The organism is Halobacterium litoreum, assembly GCF_021233415.1.
Lineage (GTDB): Archaea > Halobacteriota > Halobacteria > Halobacteriales > Halobacteriaceae > Halobacterium > Halobacterium litoreum.
Window position 1 is genome coordinate 1,537,265 of sequence record NZ_CP089466.1, and the last position, 24,786, is coordinate 1,562,050.

General features: G+C 68.6%; 32 protein-coding genes and 1 tRNA gene. 16 read left to right on the plus strand and 17 right to left on the minus strand.

Features of this window, described 5'->3' with window-relative positions:
- Window positions 1-74: 74 nt before the first annotated feature.
- Window positions 75-146, minus strand: a tRNA-Ala gene (locus LT972_RS08385).
- Window positions 147-382: 236 nt separating this feature from the next.
- On the opposite strand from LT972_RS08385, the gene LT972_RS08390 reads away from it, so the two are divergent.
- From LT972_RS08390 to LT972_RS08405, 4 genes are read left to right on the plus strand one after another with little or no spacing between them, the layout of a single operon-like run.
- The gene (locus LT972_RS08390; protein ID WP_232569400.1) at window positions 383-847 is read left to right on the plus strand and encodes a 30S ribosomal protein S15; all 465 of its coding nucleotides are present in this window, start codon (window positions 383-385) and stop codon (window positions 845-847) included.
- The gene (locus LT972_RS08395) at window positions 848-1,906 is read left to right on the plus strand and encodes a hypothetical protein (RefSeq protein ID WP_232569402.1); all 1,059 of its coding nucleotides are present in this window, start codon (window positions 848-850) and stop codon (window positions 1,904-1,906) included.
- Entirely contained in the window at window positions 1,903-2,142 is a 240-nt protein-coding gene (locus LT972_RS08400) for a KEOPS complex subunit Pcc1 (protein WP_232569403.1), read from the plus strand. The genes LT972_RS08395 and LT972_RS08400 overlap by 4 nt, the downstream gene beginning before the upstream one ends.
- Window positions 2,139-2,768, plus strand: coding sequence for a 30S ribosomal protein S3ae (locus tag LT972_RS08405; protein ID WP_232569405.1), 630 nt, complete (start codon window positions 2,139-2,141; stop codon window positions 2,766-2,768). Before LT972_RS08400 ends, LT972_RS08405 begins: the two co-directional genes overlap by 4 nt.
- Before the next feature lie 89 nt (window positions 2,769-2,857).
- On the opposite strand, the gene LT972_RS08410 is transcribed toward LT972_RS08405, so the two are convergent.
- Window positions 2,858-3,307, minus strand: a complete 450-nt coding sequence (locus LT972_RS08410) for a plastocyanin/azurin family copper-binding protein (RefSeq protein WP_232569415.1) — start codon at window positions 3,305-3,307, stop codon at window positions 2,858-2,860.
- A 123-nt stretch (window positions 3,308-3,430) separates the two neighbouring features.
- Here LT972_RS08410 and LT972_RS08415 point away from each other — a divergent pair, with 123 nt between their 5' ends.
- The 3 genes from LT972_RS08415 to LT972_RS08425 all read left to right on the plus strand — a co-directional run bounded on the left by LT972_RS08415 (window position 3,431) and on the right by LT972_RS08425 (window position 7,059).
- Window positions 3,431-4,120 (plus strand): protein sorting system archaetidylserine synthase, encoded by a 690-nt coding sequence (locus LT972_RS08415; protein ID WP_232569417.1) that lies wholly within the window; start codon window positions 3,431-3,433, stop codon window positions 4,118-4,120.
- Between the two features lie 23 nt (window positions 4,121-4,143).
- Window positions 4,144-5,448 (plus strand): HEAT repeat domain-containing protein, encoded by a 1,305-nt coding sequence (locus LT972_RS08420; RefSeq protein ID WP_232569419.1) that lies wholly within the window; start codon window positions 4,144-4,146, stop codon window positions 5,446-5,448.
- A 75-nt stretch (window positions 5,449-5,523) separates the two neighbouring features.
- A complete protein-coding gene (locus LT972_RS08425) occupies window positions 5,524-7,059 on the plus strand; it encodes a phospholipase D-like domain-containing protein (RefSeq protein WP_232569420.1) in 1,536 nt (511 codons plus the stop codon).
- On the opposite strand, the gene LT972_RS08430 is transcribed toward LT972_RS08425, so the two are convergent.
- The gene (locus LT972_RS08430) at window positions 7,060-8,952 is read right to left on the minus strand and encodes a DHH family phosphoesterase (protein WP_232569422.1); all 1,893 of its coding nucleotides are present in this window, start codon (window positions 8,950-8,952) and stop codon (window positions 7,060-7,062) included.
- A 98-nt stretch (window positions 8,953-9,050) separates the two neighbouring features.
- Between LT972_RS08430 and LT972_RS08435 the strand changes: the two genes are divergently transcribed.
- Window positions 9,051-9,533, plus strand: coding sequence for a Mov34/MPN/PAD-1 family protein (locus tag LT972_RS08435; protein ID WP_232569424.1), 483 nt, complete (start codon window positions 9,051-9,053; stop codon window positions 9,531-9,533).
- A complete protein-coding gene (locus tag LT972_RS08440; RefSeq protein ID WP_232569426.1) occupies window positions 9,530-9,961 on the plus strand; it encodes an adenylyltransferase/cytidyltransferase family protein in 432 nt (143 codons plus the stop codon). Before LT972_RS08435 ends, LT972_RS08440 begins: the two co-directional genes overlap by 4 nt.
- Here LT972_RS08440 and LT972_RS08445 read toward each other — a convergent pair whose 3' ends face one another.
- The gene (locus tag LT972_RS08445; RefSeq protein ID WP_232569428.1) at window positions 9,962-10,144 is read right to left on the minus strand and encodes a hypothetical protein; all 183 of its coding nucleotides are present in this window, start codon (window positions 10,142-10,144) and stop codon (window positions 9,962-9,964) included.
- A gap of 69 nt (window positions 10,145-10,213) precedes the next feature.
- Complete coding sequence (locus LT972_RS08450; protein ID WP_232569430.1) at window positions 10,214-11,356, minus strand: acyl-CoA dehydrogenase family protein; 1,143 nt, start codon at window positions 11,354-11,356, stop codon at window positions 10,214-10,216.
- Between the two features lie 113 nt (window positions 11,357-11,469).
- Between LT972_RS08450 and LT972_RS08455 the strand changes: the two genes are divergently transcribed.
- Entirely contained in the window at window positions 11,470-12,318 is an 849-nt protein-coding gene (locus tag LT972_RS08455; protein WP_232569432.1) for a phosphotransferase, read from the plus strand.
- A 78-nt stretch (window positions 12,319-12,396) separates the two neighbouring features.
- On the plus strand, window positions 12,397-13,911 hold the full coding sequence (locus LT972_RS08460; protein ID WP_232569434.1) for an aldehyde dehydrogenase family protein: 1,515 nt from the start codon (window positions 12,397-12,399) through the stop codon (window positions 13,909-13,911).
- 188 nt (window positions 13,912-14,099) lie between these two features.
- Here LT972_RS08460 and LT972_RS08465 read toward each other — a convergent pair whose 3' ends face one another.
- The 5 genes from LT972_RS08465 to LT972_RS08485 all read right to left on the minus strand — a co-directional run bounded on the left by LT972_RS08465 (window position 14,100) and on the right by LT972_RS08485 (window position 16,488).
- The gene (locus LT972_RS08465; RefSeq protein ID WP_232569436.1) at window positions 14,100-14,528 is read right to left on the minus strand and encodes a hypothetical protein; all 429 of its coding nucleotides are present in this window, start codon (window positions 14,526-14,528) and stop codon (window positions 14,100-14,102) included.
- 246 nt (window positions 14,529-14,774) lie between these two features.
- Window positions 14,775-15,572, minus strand: coding sequence for a nitrilase-related carbon-nitrogen hydrolase (locus tag LT972_RS08470; RefSeq protein WP_232569437.1), 798 nt, complete (start codon window positions 15,570-15,572; stop codon window positions 14,775-14,777).
- Window positions 15,572-15,985 (minus strand): CoxG family protein, encoded by a 414-nt coding sequence (locus LT972_RS08475; protein WP_232569439.1) that lies wholly within the window; start codon window positions 15,983-15,985, stop codon window positions 15,572-15,574. The genes LT972_RS08470 and LT972_RS08475 overlap by 1 nt, the downstream gene beginning before the upstream one ends.
- 49 nt (window positions 15,986-16,034) lie before the next feature.
- Entirely contained in the window at window positions 16,035-16,262 is a 228-nt protein-coding gene (locus LT972_RS08480; RefSeq protein WP_232569441.1) for a DUF7123 family protein, read from the minus strand.
- A gap of 40 nt (window positions 16,263-16,302) precedes the next feature.
- Window positions 16,303-16,488: a DUF7525 family protein gene (locus tag LT972_RS08485; protein ID WP_232569443.1), complete on the minus strand. Its 186-nt coding sequence runs from the start codon at window positions 16,486-16,488 to the stop codon at window positions 16,303-16,305.
- Window positions 16,489-16,581: 93 nt separating this feature from the next.
- Between LT972_RS08485 and LT972_RS08490 the strand changes: the two genes are divergently transcribed.
- On the plus strand, window positions 16,582-17,742 hold the full coding sequence (locus LT972_RS08490) for an LEA type 2 family protein (RefSeq protein WP_232569446.1): 1,161 nt from the start codon (window positions 16,582-16,584) through the stop codon (window positions 17,740-17,742).
- On the opposite strand, the gene LT972_RS08495 is transcribed toward LT972_RS08490, so the two are convergent.
- On the minus strand, window positions 17,743-17,979 hold the full coding sequence (locus LT972_RS08495; protein WP_232569447.1) for a hypothetical protein: 237 nt from the start codon (window positions 17,977-17,979) through the stop codon (window positions 17,743-17,745). It abuts the gene before it with no gap.
- Here LT972_RS08495 and LT972_RS14930 point away from each other — a divergent pair.
- On the plus strand, window positions 17,884-18,228 hold the full coding sequence (locus LT972_RS14930) for a DUF7528 family protein (protein WP_390226333.1): 345 nt from the start codon (window positions 17,884-17,886) through the stop codon (window positions 18,226-18,228). The genes LT972_RS08495 and LT972_RS14930 overlap by 96 nt on opposite strands.
- A 78-nt stretch (window positions 18,229-18,306) precedes the next feature.
- Entirely contained in the window at window positions 18,307-19,002 is a 696-nt protein-coding gene (locus tag LT972_RS08505) for a cupin domain-containing protein (protein ID WP_232569451.1), read from the plus strand.
- Between the two features lie 23 nt (window positions 19,003-19,025).
- Here LT972_RS08505 and LT972_RS08510 read toward each other — a convergent pair whose 3' ends face one another.
- The gene (locus LT972_RS08510; RefSeq protein ID WP_232569453.1) at window positions 19,026-20,054 is read right to left on the minus strand and encodes a phosphate signaling complex PhoU family protein; all 1,029 of its coding nucleotides are present in this window, start codon (window positions 20,052-20,054) and stop codon (window positions 19,026-19,028) included.
- A gap of 122 nt (window positions 20,055-20,176) precedes the next feature.
- Here LT972_RS08510 and LT972_RS08515 point away from each other — a divergent pair, with 122 nt between their 5' ends.
- Complete coding sequence (locus tag LT972_RS08515) at window positions 20,177-20,350, plus strand: DUF5786 family protein (protein WP_232569455.1); 174 nt, start codon at window positions 20,177-20,179, stop codon at window positions 20,348-20,350.
- Window positions 20,351-20,410: 60 nt separating this feature from the next.
- On the opposite strand, the gene LT972_RS08520 is transcribed toward LT972_RS08515, so the two are convergent.
- Window positions 20,411-21,478, minus strand: coding sequence for an ATP-NAD kinase family protein (locus tag LT972_RS08520; RefSeq protein WP_232569457.1), 1,068 nt, complete (start codon window positions 21,476-21,478; stop codon window positions 20,411-20,413).
- An 84-nt stretch (window positions 21,479-21,562) separates the two neighbouring features.
- Between LT972_RS08520 and LT972_RS08525 the strand changes: the two genes are divergently transcribed.
- Window positions 21,563-21,931 carry a DUF7522 family protein gene (locus LT972_RS08525; protein ID WP_232569459.1) on the plus strand — a complete coding sequence of 123 codons (369 nt, stop codon included), beginning with the start codon at window positions 21,563-21,565 and terminating at the stop codon, window positions 21,929-21,931.
- A gap of 147 nt (window positions 21,932-22,078) precedes the next feature.
- Here LT972_RS08525 and LT972_RS08530 read toward each other — a convergent pair whose 3' ends face one another.
- Genes LT972_RS08530 through LT972_RS08545 form a run of 4 tightly spaced genes read right to left on the minus strand, consistent with a single transcriptional unit; the run spans window position 22,079 to window position 24,705 of the window.
- A complete protein-coding gene (locus LT972_RS08530; RefSeq protein WP_232569461.1) occupies window positions 22,079-22,774 on the minus strand; it encodes a competence/damage-inducible protein A in 696 nt (231 codons plus the stop codon).
- Window positions 22,775-22,811: 37 nt separating this feature from the next.
- On the minus strand, window positions 22,812-23,525 hold the full coding sequence (locus LT972_RS08535) for a DUF5803 family protein (RefSeq protein WP_232569462.1): 714 nt from the start codon (window positions 23,523-23,525) through the stop codon (window positions 22,812-22,814).
- Window positions 23,522-24,187 (minus strand): DUF2110 family protein, encoded by a 666-nt coding sequence (locus tag LT972_RS08540; protein WP_232569464.1) that lies wholly within the window; start codon window positions 24,185-24,187, stop codon window positions 23,522-23,524. The genes LT972_RS08535 and LT972_RS08540 overlap by 4 nt, the downstream gene beginning before the upstream one ends.
- On the minus strand, window positions 24,187-24,705 hold the full coding sequence (locus tag LT972_RS08545) for a transcription factor (protein WP_232569466.1): 519 nt from the start codon (window positions 24,703-24,705) through the stop codon (window positions 24,187-24,189). Before LT972_RS08545 ends, LT972_RS08540 begins: the two co-directional genes overlap by 1 nt.
- Between the last annotated feature and the right edge of the window lie 81 nt (window positions 24,706-24,786).

A 24,786-nucleotide genomic window follows, 5' to 3' on the forward strand; every position in this document is an offset into this window, starting at 1 on the left:
CTCGTACCCGTACCCCGTCGAGACAGCCGATTGCCTAATTCATCGACTGAGCGAACGAAGTGAGCGAAAGGAAGTGGACTCGTCGGGATTTGAACCCGAGGCCTTCCCCGTGCCAGGGGGATGATCTACCACTGATCTACGAGCCCTCGAACGCATCCATTCGTTGCCCGGGGTCGTTGATAAACCCCGCGATTCGCGGGCAGTCGATATGCAAACGTTTTAGCCGGCGACGCGCCTTCGCGTTCGTAGGGAGCCACACGGCCGTAGATCTGACTCGTCGCGCTTTCGGCGGCTCGCGCCGCGTTTCTCGCGCGACTCGGGACTGCGGTAGTGTCGCGACGCAGCTGCGTCGCTAGCGTTTCGTGTTGTTCCAATCCGAACAATGGCACGAATGCACACGCGCCGTCGCGGTTCGAGCGGTTCGGACCGCCCGACGGCAGACGAACCGCCGGAGTGGAGCGACGTAGACGAAGACGCAGTCGAGGACCGCGTCGTGGAGCTCGCCGAGCAGGGGCACGACCCCTCGCAGATCGGCTTGAAGCTTCGCGACGAGGGCGTGCAGGGCACGCCGATTCCGGACGTCAAGCTGGCGACCGGGAAGAAGGTCACCGAGATTCTGGAGGAGAACGACGCCGCCTCGGACCTCCCGGAGGACTTCCGTAACCTCCTGGAGAAGGCCGTCCGCCTGCAGGAGCACGTCGACGAGAACGGGCAGGACCACCAGAACAAGCGCGCGCTGCAGAACGTCCAGTCGAAGATTCGCCGCCTCGCGGACTACTACCGCGGCGACGAACTCGACGCGGACTTCACGTACTCGTACGAGCGCGCGGTCGAGCTGCTCGAATAGATGGCGACGACGGGTCGCAGCGCTGCATCGACTGAGCCGGACGCCGTTTCGGCGCTGGTGGACGCGGAGTTCGTCCGCGTGACCGCCGCGCCGACCGGCGGGAGCGTCGCGGCCGCCGCGCTGGTGGCCGGGGCGTGCGGACAGCGCGACGTGCCGTACCAGGTGCGCGTCGCGCGGTCCGCGCCGGCGCCGGATGCAGTGGACGCGACCCACGTCGCCGTCGGGTTCGACGCGCCGGCCGCGGACGCGGTGTTCGCGGGCGACGCGCCGAACGAGGCGTTCGAGGTTGCGACGGAGGCAGGAAGCGACCCGAGTGCGGTGTTGGCGTTCGCCGGCGCGCTCGCCGACGGCGGCGAGCCGTCGAGTGCGGTGCGTTCGGCCGCCGACCTGTCGCGGCGTCCGGGGGCCGGGATTCCGACCGCGGACCTCGCGGCGGGGCTGGCGCACTCCACGCTCGTCCACGCGTCGTTCTCCGGGGACGAACAGGCGGCGGGCGCGACGCTCTCCGAACTGGCGTTGCCGCCGGAACTCGACGAGAGCGCGCGCCGCCGACTTGCGTCCGCCGTGGCGCTGGACGCCACCGGGGACGCGACGGAGCGCGCGGCCGACGCCGTGAGCGACGTGCTGCGCCCGCACGAGACCCCGGACGGTCCGTTCGAGACCGTCGAGGGGTACGCGGACGTGCTCGGCGCGCTGGCGTTCGACGCCCCCGGACTCGGGGTCGCGCTCGCGCTCGGTGCCGCCGACGCGCCCGCCGCGCTGGACGCGTGGAAAGTCCACGCCAGCGAGGCACACCGCGTCGTCCGCGCGGCCGACCCGGCGCGCCACAGCGGCGTCGTCGCGGTCGACGCGGACGCCGCACAGCCGACCGTCGCGCGACTCGTCAGAGACTACCGTTCGGTCGAGCCGGCCGTCCTCGCAGTCGGCGAGGACGCGGCAGCGCTCGCGACCACGGACGCGGACGCACGCGACGTGCTTCCGGGTGGCGTGGGCACCGAGACGCTCGCCGTCGCCGACGCGACCAACGACCTACTGGAGACAGTGCGGGGTGAACTGTGACCCGCACCGCCACCGTCCGTACCGAGGTCGCGGACCCCGAGTTGGTCGCGGCCTGCGTCCGCCCGGACAACACCGACGAGATGCAGACCGGCGTGGAGGACGGTGCCGTCGTGACGCGCATCGAGCGCGACGACACCGGCGGCCTCCAGTCCACGCTCGACGACTACGTCGTCAACCTCACCGTCGCTTCGGAAGTCGCACAGCACGCACACCGACACACCACACACCAATCATGAGCGAACGTTCCGTATCCAAGCAGAACCAGGAGAAGCGGTGGTACACCGTCCTCGCGCCGGAGGAGTTCGACCGGCAAGAGCTCGGTGAGACCCTCGCTGAAGAACCCGAACAGGTCTACGACCGAACCATCCAGACGACGCTCTCGGAACTCACCGACGGCGGCGAGAACAACATCAAGCTCACGTTCCAGATTACGGACGTGGGCAGCGACACCGCGTCGACCGAGTTCGTGAAGTCCGAGCTGACGCGTGACTACAAGCGCAGTCTCGTGCGCCGCGGCTCTTCGAAGATCGAGTGCGCAATCACGGTGCTGACGACGGACGACTACCGCGTCCAGATTCAGCCCGTCGCGTACACGACCAAGCAGGCCGACCAGAGCCAGCAGAAGGCCATCCGCCGCACGATGATCGACCTCGTCGAGGAAGCCGGCGAGGAGCGCACGTTCGAGTCGCTCGTCGACTCCGCGCTCGAGGGCCGTCTGTCCTCGGCGATTTACGGCGAAGCGAACACCATCTACCCGCTGCGCCGCGTCGAGGTCCAGAAGACGACGCTCGTCGCGCACCCCGAGGAGGTCCACGAGGAAGAGGAGACCTCCGTGGACGTCGAGGAAGAGGACGAGGCGTAACGACGCCACTCGATTCCGGACTTTCTATTCGCGCTCACCGGCCAGCGGTGGCACCGTCCCGAGCGGCGAGTCGGTGACGGCGACGCGGCTCACTCGGTGACGAGGACGCGACCGCGCATCCCCGCGCTCTCGTGGGGGATACAGAAGTAGTAGTAGTCGCCGGGCACCTCGAAGGTGTGTTCGTAGGTCTCGCCGGGGGCGACGATGCCGCCGCCGCCGAGGCTGTTCTCCCAGGCGTTCCGCGCGCTCTGTTCGTCCTCGAAGCCGCCGGAGGCGAAGTAGTCGGCGCCGTCGGGGATGCCGGAGTCGTATCCGGTGACCGTGTGGTTCCGAGACCCGGAGTTCGCCCAGACGACGGTGTCGCCGACCGACGCCTCGAACGTCGGCTGGCTCGTGTCGTCGACGGCGGGCTTGGGGACGAACGCGTTGGACTGCATGCCGATGTCGTACTCGGAGGACGCGAGCGACGGGCCGAGACAGCCGGCGAGCGCAGTGGTCGCGAGTGCGGCACCCGAAGCGAGGAACGCCCGGCGTTGCATACGAGACACTCGGTGGGTCGGGCATTTAGGCGGCTTGGTACGGGCGTCGAATCCGGCGCGGGCCGGGGGACGGCCCGGTCGCGGATGTAAACACGTAAGGACGCCTGCCGAGTTTGGCGTGACATGCGCCCCCGCTTCGTGGGCCGGTTGGGCGTCGCGGACGTCGTGACGGCGGCGAACGCGGCGCTGGGGTTCGTTGCGGTGGTGGCGGCGACGGTGGACGTCGGGCTGGCGGCCCGGCTCGTGTTGCTCGCGGCCATCGCTGACGGACTCGACGGCCTGCTCGCGCGCCGGTACGGGTCGACGCCCGCCGGACAGCACCTCGACTCGCTGGCGGACGTGGCGTCGTTCGGCGTCGCGCCCGCGGCGCTGGTCGCCGTCGTCGCCCGCGACGCGTGGGGATTCGAGAGCGCGTGGGGCGCGCTCGCCGTCGCGGCGGGCGCGCTATTCGTCGCCGCGGGCGTGATTCGCCTCGGCCTCTACACCGCCTACGACACGGGGAACGCCCACACCGAGGGCGTGCCGACGACGCTCGCGGCGACCCTGCTCGCGGCGGGCGTGCTCGCGGGCGTCGGCGACCCGCGCGTCGTCGTGGGCGCCACACTGCTTCTGACGCCGCTGATGGTCTCTACCGTCGAGTACCCGGACTTGCTCCCGCGGGACGCGCTCGCGATGGGTGTCGTGCAGGCCGCCGCAGTTCTGGTGCCGGCGCTCGCAGGTCGCGTGTTCCCGCGTGCCCTGTTGGCGTGGGCGCTGGCGTATCTCGCGCTCGCGCCGCGGTTCTACTGGCGGAGCGAAGGGAAACGCTCATAGGCGCGCTGGCGGAAGCCATTGGTATGAGCGACGGGGACGAGGAACCCGAAGACGCACCCGAGGAGTCGGCCGACGAGTCGACGACGGAACTCGACGCCGACACGCTGGAATCGCGGCTCGACGACGCCGGCGAGGCGCTCGAAGCCGCCGAGACGGAGGCCGACCTCGACGACGTCGAGGCGACACTCGACGGCGTGGAGAGCGACGTCGAGGCCGCCGACCTGCCGGAGCCCGACGACGAGGACGAGGAGAGCCGCGAGGAGGCCCTCCAGTCCCGAATCGACGAACTCCGCAGTGACCTCGACGAGCAGCGCGGTCCGTACGCCGCCGACGCCGTCGAAACCGTCGAGGACGCCCAGTCTACCATCGAGAGCACGCGCTGGACCGAACAGGGCGAAGACGAACTCGCCGATGCCGTGAGCGCGTTCCTCGACGACGCGGGCGACGTGCTCGACGAGTCCTTCGACGCGACCGCGGACGCGTCGCCGGAGGACCTCGCGGGCGACCTCGACGGCGTCGTGGACGCAATCGAGACCGCGGACCTCGACGCAGACGAGGACGCCGACGACATCGCGGCGCTCGTCGAGGCCGCCGACGGCCTCGCCGACGGCGTGGAGGACGCCCAGGCGTGGGACGACCTCTCCGTCCGCCAGAAGCTCCGCGCCGAGGGCTACTACGACGTGATGGGGCAGAAGCACAAGGACTTCCCGCCGGAGTGGACCGCCCTGAAGGAGTGGGAGAAACGCGGGAACGTCGAGATGATTCTGCTCTGCATGGAGCACATGGGCGACTCCGAGTTCATGGAGCGCCACTGCCTCGACGCGCTCCTCCACGTCGCCAAGGAGGAGGCCCTCGACGAGGTCGGCCAGCGCGCCGCGCGCCGCGACGAGAAGGCCGTCGAAATCGTCGGGAAAATCGGGAGCGAGGACGGTCTCGAACACATCGAGGACTACGCCGACGACGACGGCAGCAACGTCACGCTCCAGACGACCGCGCTGAAGGCGGTCGGCGAAATCGGGAGCGAGGACTCCACCCAACTCGTCGCGAACCAACTCGACGTGGACGTCGCTGACGTACGCAGTCAGGCCGCGCGCTCGCTCGGTCTCATCGGCGACACGCGCGCCATCGACCCGCTCGCGGACGCGCTCGCCGACGACGAGTCGGACACCGTGCGCGCCTCGGCGGCGTGGGCGCTCGTCCAAATCGGCACCGAGAGCGCGCTCGAAGCCGCCGCTGAGTACGCCGACGACGAGTCGTACATCGTCGAACAGGAGGCCGCGAAGGCCGACGACGCGCTCGACAGCGACACCGCGGAAGCCGCCGCGTAATCTCGAACTCTCCCCCGTTTTCCCGTCCGGTAGCGTCGCGTAGGTTCAAGTGCGAGGACGGGACCACCCGGTGGCGTGCTCGCGAGAGTCGCGGTCGCCGTCCTGCTCGCGTCGGCGACCATCACCGCTGTCGCGCCGAACCCGGCGAGCGACGGCGACCGCGGGGAGTTCGTCGCCGTCACCTTCGACGAGCCGACGAACACGACCGGGTGGACGCTCACCGACGGCGACACCGCGGTCGCGCTCCCGAACCGCACGCTTTCGGGGACGGTCGCGCTCTCCACGGCCCCGTCCGCGGCCCGAAATCGAACCGACCTCCCGGCCGTCGCGCTCAGCGGCGACCTGTCGCTGGCGAACGGGGGCGAGCGCGTCGAACTCCGCGCTGACGGCGACCGCGTGGACGCGCTGGCGTACCCGGACGCGCCGACCGCCGAGTCGTGGAACGGCACCGAGTGGACGCCCCTGGGCGCGACCGACTTCCCCGTGTTTTCCGCGCGTGACGTCTCGGTCACCGGGTTCGTGCTCCCAGACAATCCGGGGCCGCCGCTGTCGGTCGTGGAGAGCGCCGACGCCCGACTCTACCTCGCCGGATACACGCTCACGTCCGAGCGCGTGACGCGAGCGCTCGCCGCCGCGGAGCGCCGGGGCGTGGACGTGCGCGTGCTCGTGGAAGGCGGCGTGGCGGGCGGGATGCCGCGCTCGGAGGGCGCACGTCTCGACGCCCTCGCCGAGGTCGGCGTCGACGTGCGAGTCGTGGACGGCGAGCGCGCGCGGTACAGTTTCCACCACGCGAAGTACGCCGTCGCCGACGACCGCGCCGTCGTGCTCTCGGAGAACTGGAAGCCGGCCGGTACGGGGGGTCACGCCAGCCGAGGGTGGGGCGTGACGCTCCGCGACGGCGGCGTCGCCGACTACCTCGCTCGCGTGTTCCGCGCGGACACCGGCTGGCCGGACGCCAAACCGTGGGCGGACATCCGCGAGAACACCACGCTCGTCGGCGACGACCCCGCGACCGAGTCGTATCCGACGCGATTCCCGGCAATGAGCGCGCGGGCCGACGAAGTGCGCGTCCTCCTAGCACCGGACAACGCGCGCCGGGGCGTCCGCGAGTTCGTGGCGGCCGCCGACGACTCGCTGGTCGTCCAACAGGTATCCTTAGACCCGCAGAGCGCGTTCGTGAACTGGACGATAGCCGCGGCGCGACGCGGCGTCAGCGTGCGCGTGTTGCTGTCCGGGACGTGGTACTCGCAGGAAGAAAATCGGAACGTTACGGAGCGCCTGCGTTCGGTCGCCGACCGCGAGAACCTGGACTTGCGGGCGCGCCTCGTGGAACCGCGCTCGCGGTTCGACAAGATTCACGTGAAGGGCGCGGTCGCCGACGGGGAGCGCGCGCTCGTCGGGAGCCTGAACTGGAACGACCACGCGGCCACGGAGAACCGCGAAGTCGTCGCGGTCGTGGACGACGACCGAATCGCGGGCTACTACGAGCGCGCGTTCACCGCGGACTGGCGGGGCGGCGCGTGGCGGTTGCCGGTCGGCCTGGGCGGACTGGTCGCGGCCGCGGGGCTGGCCGGTGCGCTGGCCGCGAGAAGAATCGAGTTCGCCGAGTGACTACCGCTGGGGGGCGCTCCGGAGTTCCTCGTCGAGTTCGGCTTCCGCCATCTTCTCGATGAGCGCGTCGAGGACCTCCTCGCGCATCCCCGGCACGAACCGAATCGAGCCGACGACGAGGTGGCCGCCGCCGGAGACGCCGGCGCCGGGCAGTTCGTCGTTCAGGTCCTCGACCATCGTCGGGATGTCGAGGCGCACGCCGTCCGACCGGAGCACGGCGAAGTCGGGGCCGTAGCCGATGGTGATGACGGGTTCACCCGTCTCCTCGACCTTGCGGTCGTGAATCTCGCCCGTCGTCTTGCCGGGCGCGGGGTACGTGAACCGGTGGGCGTGGTTCTCCACGTCGATGCGGTAGAGGTTCGCGCCGTTCGCGACGCGCTCGTGTTCGACGTGGCTCTCGGCGGCGTCTAACTGCTCGGCGACGTCCTCGTCGGCGCGCTCCGCGAGGAACGGCACGAGTTCGCGGTGGCGCTCGTCGTCGCCGTTCACGTTCAACACGTCGTTGATGAGTTGCGTGCCGGGGTCGTAGCGGAGCATGTACGCCTCGTAGTCCAGCGCCTCGCTAATCTGCTGGAGGAACTCCTCGTCGTAGCCGGCGTCGCGCGCGAGGTCGAGGTAGTCGGTCATCGCGTCGGCCTTCGAGCGGTCCGAGAGGCCGGCGACCGCCGGGACGTGTTCGAGTTCGTCGGTGAGGCCCGGGTAAATCATGCGCGCGAGTTCGACGCAGAGCATCCCCGTCGTGATGCGGTAGTCCTCGCCGTGGAGGTAGGGGTTGACGTGCTCGTCGACGAGCGGGTCGACCGCCTCGGGGTCGGGGTGGTGGTGGTCGACGACGACGATGGGGATGTCGTAGTGGTCGAGGGTCTTGTACGCGGGCGTGTCCTCCTCGGTGCTGCCGTTGTCAAGCATCAGGAGGAGCGGGAGTTTCTGGCCGTGGCGCGCGCGGTCCTCCAGCGCGAAGTTCAGGTCCCGGGTGGCGTCTTCCATCTCGTAGTACGGCGCCTTGCTCGGGAGGCGCTTGAGGAGGTGGCGAGCGGCGTCCTCGTCGTGGTGGGCGTCCTCAATGAACTGCGTGAGCGCGTACTGGACGGGGACGCTCGCGCACATGCCGTCGCCGTCGGCGTGGTGGCGCATCCGAATCGGGCGGCCTTCGAGGACGGCGCGGCGGAGCGTGCGCGCCACGTCGCGGAGGCCCGGAATCATCTGTTCGAGCGCCGGCCACTCGACGAGCGGTTCGGTGTCGACGGGTTCGGCCTGCTCGGCGAACGCGGCGTCGAGGCGGCGAGCGACGTCGGCGCTCTCGTCGCCGTCGAGCACGTCCAGCGAACCGACTTCTATCTGGTAGGTGCCCTCGCGTTCCTCGACCTCGCCGTTGACGTGGACGAAGTCACCGACCTCGACGTCGGGGTGGGCGCGGACGCCGGCGTCCTCGAAGGCGGTACACGGCACCGCGTTGGTCTCGTCTCGCACCCGGAAGATGGTGGGGCCGGCGGTCTGCTTGATTTGGACGACTTCGCCCTCGACGTGGACGGTGTCGCCGACCCGGTCGCCGACCGAGGCCGCGGCGGTGCGCTCGTAGTCGTGGGCGCGGTCGACCGTCTCGGGGTCGTCGGGGTCCGCGAGTTCGAAACTCAGGTCGCCGTTGTCCCGAATCTCGGTGAGGTGGACGACGGTCTCGTCGCCGACGTCGAAGTCCTCGTCGCCGTCGAACGTGGACTCGTGGACGAGTCCGGAGACGTTCTCGGAGAGGTCGACGAAGACGCCGTACTCGACGACGCCGTTGACCGTCGCGCGGTAGCGTTCACCCGTGGCGACGTCCTGCGTGGTACAAGAAGAGTGGAGGTCGACGACGACCGGGCCGTCGGCCCCGTCGTCGGCGGTCGCGTCAGTCATCTTGGAGTGTCTTAGCCCGCGCGCGTTTTTAACTCTTTACAGGCCGGGACGACGGGTGTTTCGGAAGCCTCAACAGTCGCGGGCGTCGAAACTGGGGTATGGTGTTCGGTGGGCGTCCGACCGTCCGCGGTATCGCGGCGGACGCACTGGAGTTCGCGATGGAGGCCGCCGAGGACTCCCACCCCGACGAGTACCTCGGCTTGCTCCGCGCGACGCCCGCGAAGGACCTCGGTGTCGCCGACGACGGCTACGTCGTGACCGACGTGCTCGTCGTGCCCGGAACGGAGACCAACCCCGTGAGCGCGACGTTCGGGTCGACGCAAGTCCCGAACGACATGCGGAACGTCGGGAGCGTCCACTCCCACCCGAACGGCGTGCTCGCGCCGTCGGACGCCGACCGGGCGACGTTCGGCAAGGGACAGGTCCACATCATCCTCGGGCACCCGTACCGCCGGAACGACTGGCGGGCGTTCGACAGCGAGGGCGAGCCGACGACGCTGGACGTACTGGACGTCGACCTCGAAGACCCGGAATCGTTTTTCGACTTCACGCAGGCAGACATCGACGAGGAACTGGAATGAGACGAGTCGTCGCGCAGGGAACGTTCGACCTGATTCACCCCGGCCACGTCCACTATCTGGAGGACGCCGCCGCGATGGGGGACGAACTCCACGTCATCGTGGCGCGCCGGGAGAACGTCACGCACAAGGAACCGCCGGTTCTCCCGAACCGCCAGCGCCGCGACGTCGTCGGCGCGCTCGACGTGGTGGACGAGGCGCGCGTCGGCCACCCCGACGACATCTTCGCGCCAATCGAGGAGATAGAGCCGTCGGTCATCGCGCTCGGCTTCGACCAGCACCACGACCCGGAAGCCATCGAGGCGGAACTCGCGGACCGGGGCGTGGACTGCGAGGTCAGGCGGGCGTCGCCCCGCGAGAAGGGTTACGAGGGGGAACTGCTGTCGACGGGCAACATCATCGATCGGATTCTCGACCTGCGCGGCGACTGACTACGAGTCGTCGGCGCGCTCCTTGGCCTTCTGTTCGGCGGTGTCCACGAGGTCTTTCGCTTCGTCGAGCGCGGATTCCTTCTTGTCGTTTTCCGTCTCGGACTGTTTCGCGTCGATGGCGTCTCTGGCGGCGTCGGCGGCCGATTCGATGGCGTCGCTGGTCGAATCGTCGTCACCAGACATCGTAGTCGATGCGTCGTCTGCCAGCGCCAAGAATCTCGTGGCCGACGAGCGGTCGCGGACCGGTCCGCCTTACAGGCCGAGTTCGCGGCCGATGACGAGATGCTGAATCTCGCTGGTGCCCTCGCCGATTTCCATCAGTTTCGCGTCGCGGAAGAACCGCTGGGGCGCGAAGTCCGTGGTGTAGCCGTAACCGCCGAGCGTCTGGACGGCGTCCTCGGCGACCTCGCGGGCGGCCTCGCTGGCGTCGAGTTTCGCGAGCGCGGACTCGCGGCCGACGGACTCGCCGTCGTCGTACTTCGAGGCGGCCCGGTGGGTGAGGAGGCGGGCGCGCTCGGTCTTCCGGTGCATGTCCACGAGTTTGTTCCGGATGGCGTCGAACTCCGAAATCGGCTGGCCGAACTGCTCGCGCTCGGTGGCGTACTCCTTCGCGGCGGAGAACGCGCCCTGCGCGAGCCCGGTGGAGAGCGCGGCGATGGAGATGCGGCCGCCGTCGAGGGTCTTTTTGGTCTGCTCCCAGCCCTCGCCCTCCTCGCCGAGCAGGCGGTCCTCGGGGATGCGGCAGTCGGTGAGTTGAATCTCGCAGGTCGGAGAGGCGTTCAGCCCCATCTTGTCCCACTCGGTCGTGACCTCGAAGCCGTCGTCGTTGCGCGGGTCGACGATGAACGTGGAGATGCCGCCGTAGCCCGCGTCCGGGTCGGTGACGGCCTTCACGAGGACGCTTCCGGCGACCGAGGCGTTGGTGATGAACTGCTTGGTGCCGTTCAGGACGTACTCGTCGCCGTCCTTCTCGGCCGTGGTGTCCATGTCGCTGGCGTCGCTCCCGCTGGACGGCTCGGTGAGCGCCCACGACCCGAGGTACTCGCCCTCCGCGAGCGGGCGGAGCCACTCCTCTTTCTGCTCCTCGGTACCGAACAGTTCGATGGGTTTCGACGCGAGCGAGATGTGCGCGGCGTACGAGAGGCCGATGGACCCGGAGACGCGCCCGAGTTCCTCGGTGACCAGCGAGTACATCAGTTGGTCGCCGCCGAGCCCGCCGTACTCCTCGCTGATGGGGACGCCCATCATGTCGAGGTCCGCGAGTTCGTCGAAGACCTCCTCGGGGAAGCGGTGTTCCTCCTCGATGTCCCACGCGATGGGCTCGATTTCCTCCTCGCAGAACTCCCGAACGGTGTCCCGAATCATCCGGTGTTCGTCGGGAAGGTTGAAGTCCATGATTCAAAATTTGCCACCGACCGCATAAACACACCGGAACCGCCACTCCGAGACACCGGAACCGCCGCTCCGAGCGCCGCCGGACATTTACCCCGGCGTCGTCTCTTTCGGTTGTGAGCATCCGCCGGTTCGTCCGCGGCACCGTGCCGTGGGAGTCACTGGAAGCGGTCGCGCGAGAGGTCGGCAGGCGGTACGGCGAGGAGACGGTGCGCGTGTCGTTTCTGGACGCGGACAACTGGCTGTCGACGCCCTGTGTGGTGAACGACCGGTGGTTCGTGAAGGTCGTCAGCGGACAGAACGCGCTCGTTCACGCGCTGTTCACGAGCGCCCGGAACCTCGGCGCGTTCTCCTCGGGGACGGAGGGATTCTTCGAGCCGTTCGACGGCCCGGTGGAGATGGCCGAACACGAACTCGAAGCGACGCGGAAACTCCGGGACGTCGGCGTGAACGCCCCGGAGCCCGTGGAGGCGTTCGAAGTCGACGGACTCGGCGTCCTCGTCCTCGAGTACCTCCCCGACTTCACGCCGCTCGACCGGCTCCCCGCCGAGGAAGTCGAGCGCTACGCCCCGGAGTTGTTCGAGGCGCTCGCGACGATGCACGCGAACGACGTGGCCCACGGCGACCTGCGCGGCGAGAACGTCCTCGTCTACGAGGGCGAACTCCACTTCATCGACGCGACGAACGTCGCCGAAGACGGGATGCCGAGCGCCCGCGCCTACGACCTCGCGTGCGCGCTCTCCGCGCTCGAACCGCTCATCGGCGCGCAAGCGACCGTCCGGGCGGCGCTCGACCACTACTCGGTCGGCGACGACAGCGACGTCGACGGCCCCGCGGACGCCCTCCTGCGCGCACAGGACTTCCTCGGGTTCGTGCAGATGCGGCCCGACCACGCGTTCGACGCCGCCGCGCTGAACGGCGAAATCGGGAAGGCGGCGACCGCCGAGAACGACGCGACGCGGTGACCGACGAGGGGGTCGGTGACACCCACACCGCCCATGGAAGGTGTACCTTTTTCACCGTCCTTCCCCCACTTTTTGCCGATGACGTACGAACACTACATCGACGGCGAGTGGGTCGAGGGCACCGGCTCCGAGACCTTCGAGAGCACGAACCCCGCGACCGGCGAGTCGCTGGGCGAGTTCCACCGCGGCACCGAAGCGGACGTCGACACCGCTGTCGCCGCCGCCGACGACGCCGAAGACGAGTGGCAGTCCATGTCCCGCATCGACCGCGCGGAGTACCTCTGGGACATCTACCACGAGTTGAAGGAGCGACACCAGGAACTCGGCGAGGTCGTCACCAAGGAGTGCGGGAAGGAGATCTCCGAGGGGAAAGCCGACGTGGCCGAGGCGTGGCACATGGTCGAGTGGGCAGCGGGCGACGCCCGCCACCCGAAAGGCGACATCGTACCCTCGGAAATCGCGGCGAAAGACGCCTACATGCGCCGAAAGCCCCGCGGCGTCGTCGGCTGTATCACGCCGTGGAACTTCCCGGTCGCCATCCCGTTCTGGCACATGGCCGTCGCGCTGGTCGAGGGCAACACCGTCGTCTGGAAGCCCGCCGAGCAGACGCCGTGGTGCGGTCAGATTATCGCCGAGATGTTCGAGGACGCCGGCATCCCGGACGGCGTGTTCAACATGGTCCAGGGCTTCGGCGACGCCGGCGCCCGCATCGTCGACGACGAGCGCGTCGACACCGTGCTGTTCACCGGCTCCGCGGAGGTCGGCCACGAGGTCGCCCAGAAGGTCGCGGAGGACCCCGGCAAGCTCGCGGCGTGTGAGATGGGCGGGAAGAACGGCATCGTCGTCACCGAGGAAGCGGACCTCGACATCGCCGTCCACTCCGCCGTGATGTCTTCGTTCAAGACGACGGGTCAGCGCTGTGTCTCCAGCGAGCGCCTCATCGTCCACGAGGACGTTTACGACGAGTTCAAGGAGCGCTACGTCGAGATTGCGAAGGACGTCGCCGTCGGCGACCCGCTCGACGAGGGGACGTTCATGGGCCCGGCCATCGAGCCCGAGCACGTCGAGAAGATTCGGAAGTACAACGAACTCGCTCGCGAGGAGTCGAAGAACGTGCTCGTCGACCGCACGGACCTCGACGACAGCGAGATTCCCGACGGCCACGACGCCGGTAACTGGGTCGGCCCGTTCGTCTACGAGGTCGACTACAGCCCGGACCTGCGCTGCATCAAGGAGGAGGTCTTCGGGCCGCACGTCGCGCTCATCGAGTACTCCGGCGACATCGAGCGCGCCGTCGAGATTCACAACGACACGCCCTACGGCCTCGCCGGCGCGGTCATCAGCGAGGACTACCGCCAGGTCAACTACTACCGCGACAACGCCGAAGTCGGCCTCGCGTACGGCAACCTCCCGTGTATCGGCGCGGAGGTCCAGCTGCCGTTCGGCGGCGTGAAGAAGTCCGGCAACGGCTACCCGAGCGCCCGCGAGGTCATCGAAGCCGTCACCGAGCGCACCGCGTGGACGCTCAACAACTCGAAGGAAATCGAGATGGCCCAAGGGCTGTCTGCGGACATCAAGACCCAGGACGACTGAACCAGTCCGCCATCTCGGCGTCCTGGTGGAATCTCCAAGGGCGACGAGCGAACGTAGTGAGCGAGGAGGGCTTGGACTCGAAGGAAATCGAGATGGCCCAGGGCCTCTCTGCGGACATCAAGACCCAGGACGACTGACTGTCCGGTAGCAGTTTCACATTTTTCGGCGACGGGGACGGTCAGCGACGGCTACGATTCGTCGAGCGGGCAGGCGGCCTCGCTCGGTGTCGTGCCGAGCAGACTCCCGCCCTCCAGTACGTCGAGTTCGAAGGTGGTGCAGTCCTCGTCGGTGATGTCGGTGAACGCCTCCCAGTTCCGGTGGTCGTCGGTGCGAGCGCGAATCGTGTAGTGCCCGGGGTCGTCGGGCCAGTCGTAGTCGACGGTCACCTCGCTCGGGCGCTCGCCGTCCGGAGGGCCGAGGTCGAGGGTCCGCCAGACCATCGGGTCGTGGTCGTCGTACTCGACGTACAGGTGGACGGTGTGTGCGCGGATGTCACGGTTGGCGACGTGGAGGCGCTCCAGCGTGGCTGTCGTTCGACTGCCGCCGGGGAGCGCGCTACACCCCGAGACGGCGATGGCGGCGCTGGCGAGGAACGCGCGGCGGGAGGGCTCGTTCACGGTCGAACGTCAACACAATCGCGTGAAAGTCTTCTGGACGGTTCGAGAACGGAAGGGGCAGAAGGGGGAAGGTGGACGCGGACGAGCGTGTGGCCGCGGTCCCGGAACGCGGCCACGGTGGTGGCGGATGGCGCGGGTGCGGAGCGTTGGTTTGCCGTCACGACGAGAAAAGCGTCGCTTCCGGCGATTACGGCTACGTCTCGCCGCCACTTAAATTCACGTATCGGGGACGGTGCGTGCCGGGAGTCAGTACCGACGGTCGCGGAGCGCCGGGAACTCCGCGCGGACCTCGGCGGGACGGTCCGGGTCGAGGTCGGCGAACACGATGTCGGGGCCCTCGTCGGTGCTCGCGAGCGTGGTGCCCCACGGGTCGTACACCGTCGAGCGTCCGACGAGGTCGGCGTCCGGGAACGACCCGCTGCCGTTGACCGCGGCGACGTACGCGAGGTTCTCGACGGCGCGCGCCTGCGGCAGGAGTTTCCAGTGTTCGACGCGCGGGTACGGCCACGCCGACGGGACGAGCACGAGGTCGACGCCGTCGTCCGCGAGGCCGCGGTAGAGTTCCGGGAACCGGAGGTCGTAACACGTCGTCGCGCCGACCGTGAATCCGAGCAGGTCGGTGGTGGGGACGGCTTCGCCCGCGGTGAGCAGTTCGGCTTCCGCGGACTCGTAGCCGAACAGGTGGTGTTTCCGGTAGACGAGGCGGCGGTCGCCGTCGCTGTCGAAGAGGACGCTCGTGTTCGCGAGGCCCTCCTCGGCGGGGCCGCCGTCGGTCTCGGCCAAGTCCTCCACGATACTCCCGGCGAGTACCGCGACGCCCGCGTCAGCGGCGGCATCGCGGACCGCCGTGAGCGTCTCGCCGTCCAGCGGTTCGGCGGCGCGCTGGTAGGTGTCGAACGCGAAGAAACCGACGTTGAACAGTTCCGGCAGGCAGACGAGGTCGGCGCCCCGGTCGGCGGCCTCCCGGACGGCGGCGACGGCGCGCTCGACGTTCGCGTCGACGGCGGCCTGCTCGATTTCGAGTTGCGCGAGCGCGAGTCGCATCACGTCTCCTCGTTCAGTTGGCGTTCGAGTTCGTCGAGTTCGTCGTCCAGATTCCGCTTGAAGAACTGCTCGACGCCCGGCACCTTCCCGTCGACGACGAACCGATTCGTGAGCGTGGAGCCGGTTTCGGTCTCCGCGATTTCGTGTTCGCCGGTGACGTTGAACATCCCGGACTTCCCGACGAACTTCACGTACCGCGGCGGGTCCTGTTCCACGTCCCGCGTCTCCACGGAGATGGTGCTGGTCACGACGGGAATCGGGAGGCGAACGTGCCACGTCGTCGTGTCGCCCTCGCGTTCGTAACTGTCAACGACGCTGATGGCGCCCGCGCGCTTCTCCGGGTCCGAGATGAACTCCCAGACGTCCTCGGGGGGCACCGACAACTCGAACGTCCGCTCGACCCGAACTGTCATTACCGGACGTTCCGTCGCCGAGCGCAAAAAGCCGCCGATTGCGGGGGTTCTAGGCGGGTTCGACGCGCCACGTCGTGGACTTCGAGCGACTCCACTTCTCGATGTCCACGTCCTCGGTCTTCTCCGCGAGTTCCGGGAGTCGCACACCGACCTGCTTGGAGGAGAGCCCGAGGGAGTCCGCGATGTTCTTCGCGCGGAAGTACCGCTCGCCTCGCTCGACGCTGTCGCGGAGGTAGTCGAGGATGCGGCGTTCCTCGTCGGTGTAGTCGTCGCTCATCTGTCTGGGCTAGGGGCGGGTCGGATTTAACGGTTTCCGCCTACCCCCAGATGTGGATGGCGGCGACGGACAGCGCCGCGAAAGTGACTGCGGCGCCGAAGCCGAGCGCGGATTGGAACTGGCCGGGCGTCACGAACGTGTAGACAGCAGCGGCGGCGGCGAGCGTCCCCAGAGCGAGGCCGACGCCGACACCCATGTCGGTCTCCTGAACGGACCCAGTCGTCATGTGCGGTGATTGCGACGCCCGTGCCTTAATTGGTTCTACTCGCGGCGACGCCGGGCCAACAGACTTTCACCCCCCGAGTGCGGGAGGTGGCGTATGGACGTTCGCGCGCTGTTGTTCGGGAGTAAACTACGCACCGCCGCCACGGTCGTGTTCGGCCTGGGGCTCGCGGTCGGCGGCGCGTTCCTCGCCGGAATTCTGGGAGTGCCGAGCGTGGAACGCGTCGACAACCGGTTCGGTGCGGTGAACGAGACGGACACGGAGATTCGAACGGACCTCGTAGTACACAACCCCAACCCCGTCGGGGCGCGCCTCGGGAGTCTGGGCGTGAACTACTCCGTGTCGATGAACGACGTCCGGGTGGCGACCGGGGAGAAGCAGGGACTCGGCCTCGGAACCGGGAACTCCACGATAGCGCTCACGACGCACCTCAAAAACGAGCGGATTCCGGACTGGTGGGTGACCCACATCCGGAACGGCGAGCAGACCGACATGACCATCGACGCGACGGTGAAATCCGGGCTGCTCGGGCAGTCGGCGACGTTCCAGCCGGCGAGTCGGTCCATCGACACGAACCTCATCGGACAGTTCAACTCCAGCGAGCGCCGGCCCGTGAACGCCGACATGGCGCTCGTCGAGGACCCCGTGCTGGTGGTCCGACAGACGAACGCGTCGTGGGGCGAGGTCACGTCCGCAGAGACCCCTATCAATCTGGAGTTCGGCGTCTACAACCCGAAGTCGACGCCCGTCGTCATCTCGAACATCGGCTACAACATCACGATGAACGACGTGCAGGTCGGCTCCGGGGAGACCGAGGAGACGGAGTCGATTCCGGGGAAGACCTACCGCGTCGTGGAGACGCCGACCGCCATCCAGAACGAGCGCCTCGACGACTGGTGGGTGAGCCACGTGCGAAACGACCAGGTGACGGAACTCCGAATCGACTTCTACGCGGAGGTTCAGCCGCCGGGCTCCGAGGAGACGATTCGCGTCCCGCTCGACGACATGACGTACACGAAGACCATCGAGACGGACCTCTTCGGCACGAAAGACGCCGCTGCGAGCGACGAGAGCGACACGGGCGGCGAGTCCGACAGTAGCAGTAGCGACACCACGACCGCCGCTGACGGCGACACCACGACGACCAGCGACGATACCACCACGACCACGACTGAGGACTCGACGACCAGCGACGACGGGTCGACGACGACGGAGGATGACGGCCTCCTCGACCGCGGGCGAGTATCGACCCCGTAGTCATCTTTTTACGGTCGGAGCCACTCCGGGCGAGTATGAACCGGAGTACCCACGCTCCTGGTCGAGTTCTCGGACAGTGAACAGTCCATCGCCGCCGAGCCAGACGGCGGCGACATTCGTCTCTCCGTAGACGGCGAGGAAATCGCGCTCTCGCGCGAGGACGCCGCCGAACTGCGGGACGCCGTCGGGGACGCCCTGACGCGCCGCGAGGAGTTCTTCCGCACCGCCTGCGAGCACCGCGAGGACGGCACGTACGTCGTCGAGCGGCGCGGCGCGGACTCCACGGGCAATTCGACGGTGTTCGACAGTTTCGCGGAGGCCAGACGGCTCTTCGACCGCCTCCCGCCGTCGTTCGACGCGGAGGCGCTGTCGTCCGCGGGCGTCACGGGGTCGCGGCGCCACATGCTCGTGCGGCACTTCGCCGAGCACCCGGCGTTCCCGTGTACGCTGGCGTCCCGGAACCCGCTGGAAGCCGAGAAGACCTGACTCGCTGCGGCGGGGACACTGGCGCGTCGTCGTGCATCCCCGCGAACACTTTTCCGGCTGCCCGTCGCGTGTCAGCGTGTGCCCTCCATCACGACCGGCAGACCCCTCGACGAGCACGGCGACTCGACCGACGGCCCCGCGCTGGAATTGGACTCGGACGGCCGCGCGGCGACGCTCTTTTCCGAGTCGCCCCACGCGCTCGCGTCGGGTCCCGGGTCGGGAACGTGGTCGGTGATGCTGGACGACTTCGGCGCCGACCGCCCCGAGATGGTGGTGTGGCTGGCGCCCGACGCCGCCGAACTCCCCGCCCACGTCCACCGAACGAGGGAGGAGACCTTCGAGGCGCTGACCGGCGAACTGACCGTCGTCGCGGACGGCGAAACCCACCGGCTCGCGCCCGGCGAGTCACACACCGTCGACCCCGGCACCGAACACTACTTCCGGAACCACACGGACGGGTTCGTCGCGTTCCGCGTGAAACTGCCGTGGGCGAAGACGGCCACGACCCAGTACACCGTTTTCGGCTGTGACCACGAGGGGAAGTTCGGCGGCGACGACGAGTACGGCGAACCCGGGCCGATGCACGCGCTCGTGTTGAGCGAAGCCGTCAGCGAGGAGACCCACCTCGCCATCGCACCGGCGTTCGTGCAGCGCGCGGCGTGGGCGACGCTCGGGCGACTCGCGAAGGCGATGGGCCACTCGGCCGTAGAAGAGCAGTTCCTCGACGACGACTACTGGCGGGAGACGGTCGAACAGCCGAAACTGGGCGAGTAACCGCGGGCCGGGACGACCGGCGGTCAGTCGATAGTGGTGTGGTCGGACTGCTCGTTGAGCGCGAGGTTCGCCGCGATTTCGGCGTTCCGCATCGAGTACTGCGCGGACTGCTGGAGACTCACGAGCACTTCCCGCACTTCCAGCAGGTCGTCGTTGCCCATCTCGGGGAGGTCGGCGAGGATGTCGCCCTCGCGGTCCCCGATTTCCGCGAACAACTCGCGGACGTCGACGGTGGCGTCGTAGTCGCGGGTGACGACGGCGTCGACGGCGCTCGCCGTGATTTCGTCCACCTGGTCGGTGAACTCGCGGATGCGGCGCATCGTCTGCTGGTCGACCTCCAGCGTGTGGCCGTCCGTGTCGAGGACCGTCTCGGCGATGTCCTCGGCGTTGTCAGCGACGAGTTCGAGGTTCTTCGCGACGCTCCGGTAGCCGATGAGCGGGAAGCCGTCGTCGAGGCCGACGGCGCGCGCGAGACTCGGGTTCTGGTACGCGGTGAAGATGAGGCGGAGCAGGAGGACGAAAATCTTGTTCGCCTGCCGCTCGCGGTTGAGCGCGCGCTGGGCGAGGTCCGGGCTGCCGTGTGCGAGCGCCTTCACCGCCTCGCCGCGCATCGTCGAACCCGTGTTCTCCAGTCGTTCGAGGAGGTTGTCCAGGTCGAAGTCCTCGGGGTCGACCGAACACCGGATGGTGATGCGTTCGGGCGTCTCCTCCACGACGCCGAGGCCCATCAACTGGGTCTCGGCCTTGTAGACGGCGTTGATGTGTTCGGATTCGAGGGTCTCGTCGCTCTCGACGTGGATGATGCGGCGGCCGAGCACGTACTGCCCGACGATAGCGCGCTCGACGGCGTCCGCGTCGAAGTTCGCGGCGTGGATGGTGGCTTCGGTATCCTCGCCGTGTGCGGACTCCGGCGTGACGGCGAGCGACCCCTTCCCGCTCTCGCGGACGGTGACCTCGTCGCCCTTCTCGACGTTCTGTTTGCGCGCCCACTCCGCGGGCAGCGTCATCGCCAGCGTCGACGGTCCGAGGCGCTGTACCTTCCGTGTCTCCATACCACACGGGACGAGACGAATTACCTTAATCTTGGCCCTCGAACCTAATATTCACCTTAAGGTGTGGATGTGGCCGTCGGATTCCGAGGGGCTTTTCCGCACGGCGAACGGGGAACGAACGCATGGGTTTTGGTAGTTACGACGAGTCCGAACAAGGGGACCAGGACACGGACATCGACGAGGATGCGGCCGTGAACGTTCACGAGAACGACCACGACGGGGCCGTCACCTTCGACTCCGACGCCGACAGCGACGAACTCATCGACCAACTGCAGTCGATGAAAGACGACGACTGACGCGAGCAGTTCTGCGACGCGGCCACTCTCTCTACTTCCCTCGACCGCAGCGACGCGGCCTCAGACGACCTTCACCATTCGCTCCTCGAAGCGTCCCACCCTGACCTTCGTCCAGCCGCGCAGCGACTCGTCGACCGACTCGTCGCCGGTGTCGACGCGCAGGACGCCGGTCTCGTCGAGTTTCCGCGGGGACGCGACGACCCGCACCTCGCTGCGCTCGATGACGGCGGGCGAAATCTGGTGGTTCCCCCGGCCGAACACGAACCCCTGACCGCCGATGGGGGAGACGAAAATCACGTTCTCGTCGCCGAGCGCGTCCAGAATCTCGCGCTCGCTCCCGTCCCGGACGACGAGTTCGCCGTCCCGGTAGACGTCCACGCCGAGCGGGGAGCCGTCGACGCCGAGTTCGTCGGCGATGCGCCCGATGGTACCGCCCGGGCCGAGCACGTAGGTCACGCCGCCCTCGACGCTCGACGCGACGCCCTCGGCGAGACTCCCCGTGCTCCCGGCGTGGACTTGCTTCGCGGACTGGAGGTCCTCGGCGACCGGCACGTCGACGACGCCACGGAGGCGAGTGCGCACGTCGCCGTCGCGATAGGCGTCCTCGTCGATGTCACTGACCTCGCGGGCCTCCGTCTCCTCGAACGTCGCAGCGACCCGGCCCGCCGCCTCGGGCCGGACGCCGAACACCGACGAGTAGACTTTCACGCCCGCCGGCACGCCGAGCACGGGCACGTCCGCGTCGAGTTCGTCCAGCGTCTCCGCCACGTCGGTCGCGGTGCCGTCGCCGCCGACGAACAGAATCAGGTCCGCGTCTCGCTCCGCGAACGCCCGCACCGCGTCTCGGGTGTCGGCGGCGGTCGTCTCCTCGCCCGCGGGCTCGCCGACGACCACCGGGTCGAACCCCGCGTCCCGCGCCTCGAACTCGCCCATCTCGCCGCCGTACGCGAGCACGTCGGCGTCGGGCGCGTGCTCGTGGAGCGCCGCGAGCGCGTCGCGAGCGCGGTCCGGCGCCCGCGGTTCCGCCCCGCGCTCGCGGGCTTCGGCGACGTTCCCGTCGGTCCCCTTCAAGCCGACGCGACCCCCCATGCCAGCAATCGGATTCACGACGACCCCGACAGTTCGCATGTCGAGCGGTTGGTACCGCGAGCCGAAAAGCCGCCCGGTCGCCGTCTCCGTAACTGTGAAGGGACGGGGCTGTCCTCTCGGCGTATGGACGAGACTGCGACCGAGCTCGCCGACGAACTCCGCGGTCGCGTCGGCGAGTCGCTCCGCGTCGTCGGCCACCACGAGGGCGACGCGTGGGCCGTCGACTACATGCGCGACGACCTCCGAGACACCTACGAGACCGACGACATCGACGCCATCGCCGACGACCTCGCGCTCTCCGCGGTCGGGAACGACCGGCAGGAAGACCTCTACGCGCTCGGCGACCTCCGAGCGACCGTCCGCCTGTTCGACGACGGCATCGTCGTCCACGTCCCGACGGACGCGCAAAGCGGCTACCTCGTCTCCGTCGCGGACGACGCCGACGTGCTCGGGCGGGACGTCGTCTCGGTCGTCCGGGACACCGTCGCGTGAACCAAGAGTTAAGACCGGGCCGGCGGAACACGCGGGTATGTTCGAACTGTTGAGTGCCGCGGAGAGTGCGTCGCTACCGATCAACGCCACCGGCTGGGCCGTCACGATTCTCGGAGTCGGCCTCGCCGTCGCGTGGACGGCGTACCTCTACCGCTGAACCGCGGTGCCGACGCGCTCCCGGAACCAGTCGGCCGCCTCGCGGACTCTCTTCTCGTCCCGGTGGCGAATCTTCACGCGCACCTCCTCGCCGGGGTAACTGCCGACCGTCACGTCGAATCGCTCCCGTAACTCCGCGAGCGCGTCCAACAGCGAACTCTCGGGCGCGTCGACGTAGACGAACTCCACGTGGGCAGACTCGCCACCGAACTCGTCGGCGACCGTCTCGAACATCGCCTCCATCTCCGCGGGCACGCCCGGCATCACGTAGACGTTCTCGACGACCGCACCCGGCGCCACCCCTTCGACGTTCTCCAGTAAGCGCGCGCCCGCCGGGAGGTGGGTGGTGCCGTCGGTCAACTCCTGTCGCTCGTAGGTAGCGTGGTCGTCGAAGTACGTCACCGCGTCCGCGTGCTCGACGACCTCGCGGTCGAACGCCGCGGCGACGCCGTCCATCGTCACGTCGTCGTGGGTCGGCCCGATGCCGCCCGTGACGACCACCGCGTCGAACGCCGACGCCAGCCGCGCGACCTCCTCGCGGATGGCGTCCACGTCGTCCGGCACGACGGCGACCCGCGCGACATCCGCGCCGCGCTCGGTCAACTGCTCGCCGAGCCACGTCGCGTTCCCGTTCGCCGTGTCGCCGACCAGAAGTTCGTCGCCGACGGTGACCAGCGCGACCTGCATGGGGACGGCTACGGCCCCGCCCCGGAAAAAGCCGCCTCTACTCCTCGACGTCCAGTCCCGCCTGCTCGCGCTCGTCCTCCAGTCGCCGAATCTGGAGGCGGTAGTAGACGACGCCGAGCAGCGCGACCACCGTCAGCGCGCCCGTGATGCCGCCGAACAGGAGGAGGTCCCGCTGGAGGTAGTACTTCGCGTCGATGGTGCCGCCGTCGAGAGACTCCCAGCGGACGTGGACGCGGTTGTCCTCGACTGTCTTCTGCCAGCCGGACGGTTCGACGACGCCGAAGACCGGCACCGAGACGCGCATCCCCGAGGGCAACACGAGTTCGTGCGAGCCCTCGAAGCCGACCGGCACCGTCACCGACCGGCCGCCCGCGTTCGCGGAGTACGCGAACGTCCCGTTCGACGCCGGGAACGTCACTATCGTCCGCGAGTTCCGCGTGGACACGTCGATGGCGTCGGCGCCGACCTGCGTGCCGTTCTCGTAGCGGAACTGCACCGCGGAGATAGAGAGCGCGTTCCGACCGCCGAACCCGGTGTTGCGCGCGAGCCTGACCTCGCTCTGGTTGTCGACGGTCGCCACGACGCGGTACTCGCCGCCGCCCACGTCGATGGCGACGTCGGTGTCTTTCTGCCAGTCGTAGGTCGCGTTCTGTTCGAGTTGCTGTTGGCTCGGCCCGCCGCCGCCCGCCCCGAGACAGCCGGCGCTGACGGCGAGGGCGGCGACCGCGACAGCGACCAGCAGTTTCCTCATGGAACGACGCAGAGCAGTTCCGCGGGCAGGTGTTCGCCGACCGCGGCGAGCAGGCCGGGCGGGTCGGTGCCCTCCTTGCAGACGACGCTCTGTTCGAGCAGGCCGAGGCGCTCGACGGTGACGATGTCGCGGGCGTGGCCCGCGCGGTTCACCGTCGCGCGCACTTCGCCGCGGGTCGCGCTGTTCACGTTCAGGCGGCCGGTGCCCCGCGTCCAGTCGTAGAGCCGGTCGCGCTCCTCGTCGGCGAGCCGGCACGGGTCGCCGTACACGAACGTCATGGGGACGTGCTGGACGAGCCCGAAGCGCTCCCGAATCTGGGCGGGCGACCCCGGCCCGAGGTCGAGTTCGCTGGCGGGAATCCGAATCTCCTCGCCGGCGTCCAGCACGAAGCCGTCGTCGTCCCACGATTCGAGCGTGCCGACGTACGTCTCGCCGGCCTCGAACTCGTCGGTGATTTCGCCCCACGTCTCCGCGAGGACGTTCCGCGCGGCGACCTCGTCGGGGCCGTCGAGCGTGACCGTCGGGAAGTCGTCGTGGCGCACGCCCACGTCGAACTCCACGTCGAGGTCGCCGACGTCGTTGGCGACGAGCGACCGCAGGCCGTCCATCGCTCGCTCGCGGGCGTCCCCCTCCACGTACAGTTTGGTTGCGAGGACGACCATCAGGCCTTCACGCCTAGTTCCGAGCGGAGGTTCTCGATGCGTTCGTCCATCGCGTCCACGAGGTGGGTGTTCTCCATCGCCTCGACCGACGACCCGCACTCGGGGCACTCGAAGCCGAGGTCCATCGCTTCCGCGAACTCGAAGCGAATCGAACACACCTCACAGAGGTAGAACTCGTTTTCCAGTTCGTACTCGCGGCGCTCCACGAGCGCGTCGAGTAAGCGCTCCATCTCCTCGCGGAGGTTCTCGGGGACGTTGTCGTACTCGAACGTCCAGAGGTACGTCAGCCACCCCGAGTCCTCGTCGCGCACCCGTCGGTAGGTCGCGAGGTCGTTCTCGTAGAGGATGAACAGCGCGCGACGCACGTCGTTCAACTCCAGACCGAGGCGCTCGGCCAACTCTTCGTCGGTGACCTCCCCGTCCGGGGGCGCCGCGGCCACGGGCATCCCCTTCGGCCCGACCAACTCGTGGAGGTACTTCTGCACCACGGGTTCGTCCAGCAAGTCCTCAAAAGCCATTGCGTGAAACGCCGGCCGGAGCGCCATTAAGTCTTGTCACTCCCGAGCGTGGAGACGCGGTCGATTTCCGGTTTTCGCGCC

Excerpts from the sequence above, each read along its gene's own strand:
- LT972_RS08390 (WP_232569400.1), top strand. The coding sequence starts at position 383 with ATGGCACGAATGCACACGCGCCGTCGCGGTTCGAGCGGTTCGGACCGC.
- LT972_RS08395 (WP_232569402.1), top strand. The coding sequence starts at position 848 with ATGGCGACGACGGGTCGCAGCGCTGCATCGACTGAGCCGGACGCCGTT.
- LT972_RS08405 (WP_232569405.1), top strand. The coding sequence starts at position 2,139 with ATGAGCGAACGTTCCGTATCCAAGCAGAACCAGGAGAAGCGGTGGTAC.
- LT972_RS08410 (WP_232569415.1), bottom strand. The coding sequence starts at position 3,307 with ATGCAACGCCGGGCGTTCCTCGCTTCGGGTGCCGCACTCGCGACCACT.
- LT972_RS08415 (WP_232569417.1), top strand. The coding sequence starts at position 3,431 with ATGCGCCCCCGCTTCGTGGGCCGGTTGGGCGTCGCGGACGTCGTGACG.
- LT972_RS08420 (WP_232569419.1), top strand. The coding sequence starts at position 4,144 with ATGAGCGACGGGGACGAGGAACCCGAAGACGCACCCGAGGAGTCGGCC.
- LT972_RS08430 (WP_232569422.1), bottom strand. The coding sequence starts at position 8,952 with ATGACTGACGCGACCGCCGACGACGGGGCCGACGGCCCGGTCGTCGTC.
- LT972_RS08435 (WP_232569424.1), top strand. The coding sequence starts at position 9,051 with ATGGTGTTCGGTGGGCGTCCGACCGTCCGCGGTATCGCGGCGGACGCA.
- LT972_RS08440 (WP_232569426.1), top strand. The coding sequence starts at position 9,530 with ATGAGACGAGTCGTCGCGCAGGGAACGTTCGACCTGATTCACCCCGGC.
- LT972_RS08445 (WP_232569428.1), bottom strand. The coding sequence starts at position 10,144 with ATGTCTGGTGACGACGATTCGACCAGCGACGCCATCGAATCGGCCGCC.
- LT972_RS08450 (WP_232569430.1), bottom strand. The coding sequence starts at position 11,356 with ATGGACTTCAACCTTCCCGACGAACACCGGATGATTCGGGACACCGTT.
- LT972_RS08460 (WP_232569434.1), top strand. The coding sequence starts at position 12,397 with ATGACGTACGAACACTACATCGACGGCGAGTGGGTCGAGGGCACCGGC.
- LT972_RS08470 (WP_232569437.1), bottom strand. The coding sequence starts at position 15,572 with ATGCGACTCGCGCTCGCGCAACTCGAAATCGAGCAGGCCGCCGTCGAC.
- LT972_RS08475 (WP_232569439.1), bottom strand. The coding sequence starts at position 15,985 with ATGACAGTTCGGGTCGAGCGGACGTTCGAGTTGTCGGTGCCCCCCGAG.
- LT972_RS08480 (WP_232569441.1), bottom strand. The coding sequence starts at position 16,262 with ATGAGCGACGACTACACCGACGAGGAACGCCGCATCCTCGACTACCTC.
- LT972_RS08485 (WP_232569443.1), bottom strand. The coding sequence starts at position 16,488 with ATGACGACTGGGTCCGTTCAGGAGACCGACATGGGTGTCGGCGTCGGC.
- LT972_RS08490 (WP_232569446.1), top strand. The coding sequence starts at position 16,582 with ATGGACGTTCGCGCGCTGTTGTTCGGGAGTAAACTACGCACCGCCGCC.
- LT972_RS08510 (WP_232569453.1), bottom strand. The coding sequence starts at position 20,054 with ATGGAGACACGGAAGGTACAGCGCCTCGGACCGTCGACGCTGGCGATG.
- LT972_RS08515 (WP_232569455.1), top strand. The coding sequence starts at position 20,177 with ATGGGTTTTGGTAGTTACGACGAGTCCGAACAAGGGGACCAGGACACG.
- LT972_RS08520 (WP_232569457.1), bottom strand. The coding sequence starts at position 21,478 with ATGCGAACTGTCGGGGTCGTCGTGAATCCGATTGCTGGCATGGGGGGT.
- LT972_RS08525 (WP_232569459.1), top strand. The coding sequence starts at position 21,563 with ATGGACGAGACTGCGACCGAGCTCGCCGACGAACTCCGCGGTCGCGTC.
- LT972_RS08530 (WP_232569461.1), bottom strand. The coding sequence starts at position 22,774 with ATGCAGGTCGCGCTGGTCACCGTCGGCGACGAACTTCTGGTCGGCGAC.
- LT972_RS08535 (WP_232569462.1), bottom strand. The coding sequence starts at position 23,525 with ATGAGGAAACTGCTGGTCGCTGTCGCGGTCGCCGCCCTCGCCGTCAGC.
- LT972_RS08540 (WP_232569464.1), bottom strand. The coding sequence starts at position 24,187 with ATGGTCGTCCTCGCAACCAAACTGTACGTGGAGGGGGACGCCCGCGAG.
- LT972_RS08545 (WP_232569466.1), bottom strand. The coding sequence starts at position 24,705 with ATGGCTTTTGAGGACTTGCTGGACGAACCCGTGGTGCAGAAGTACCTC.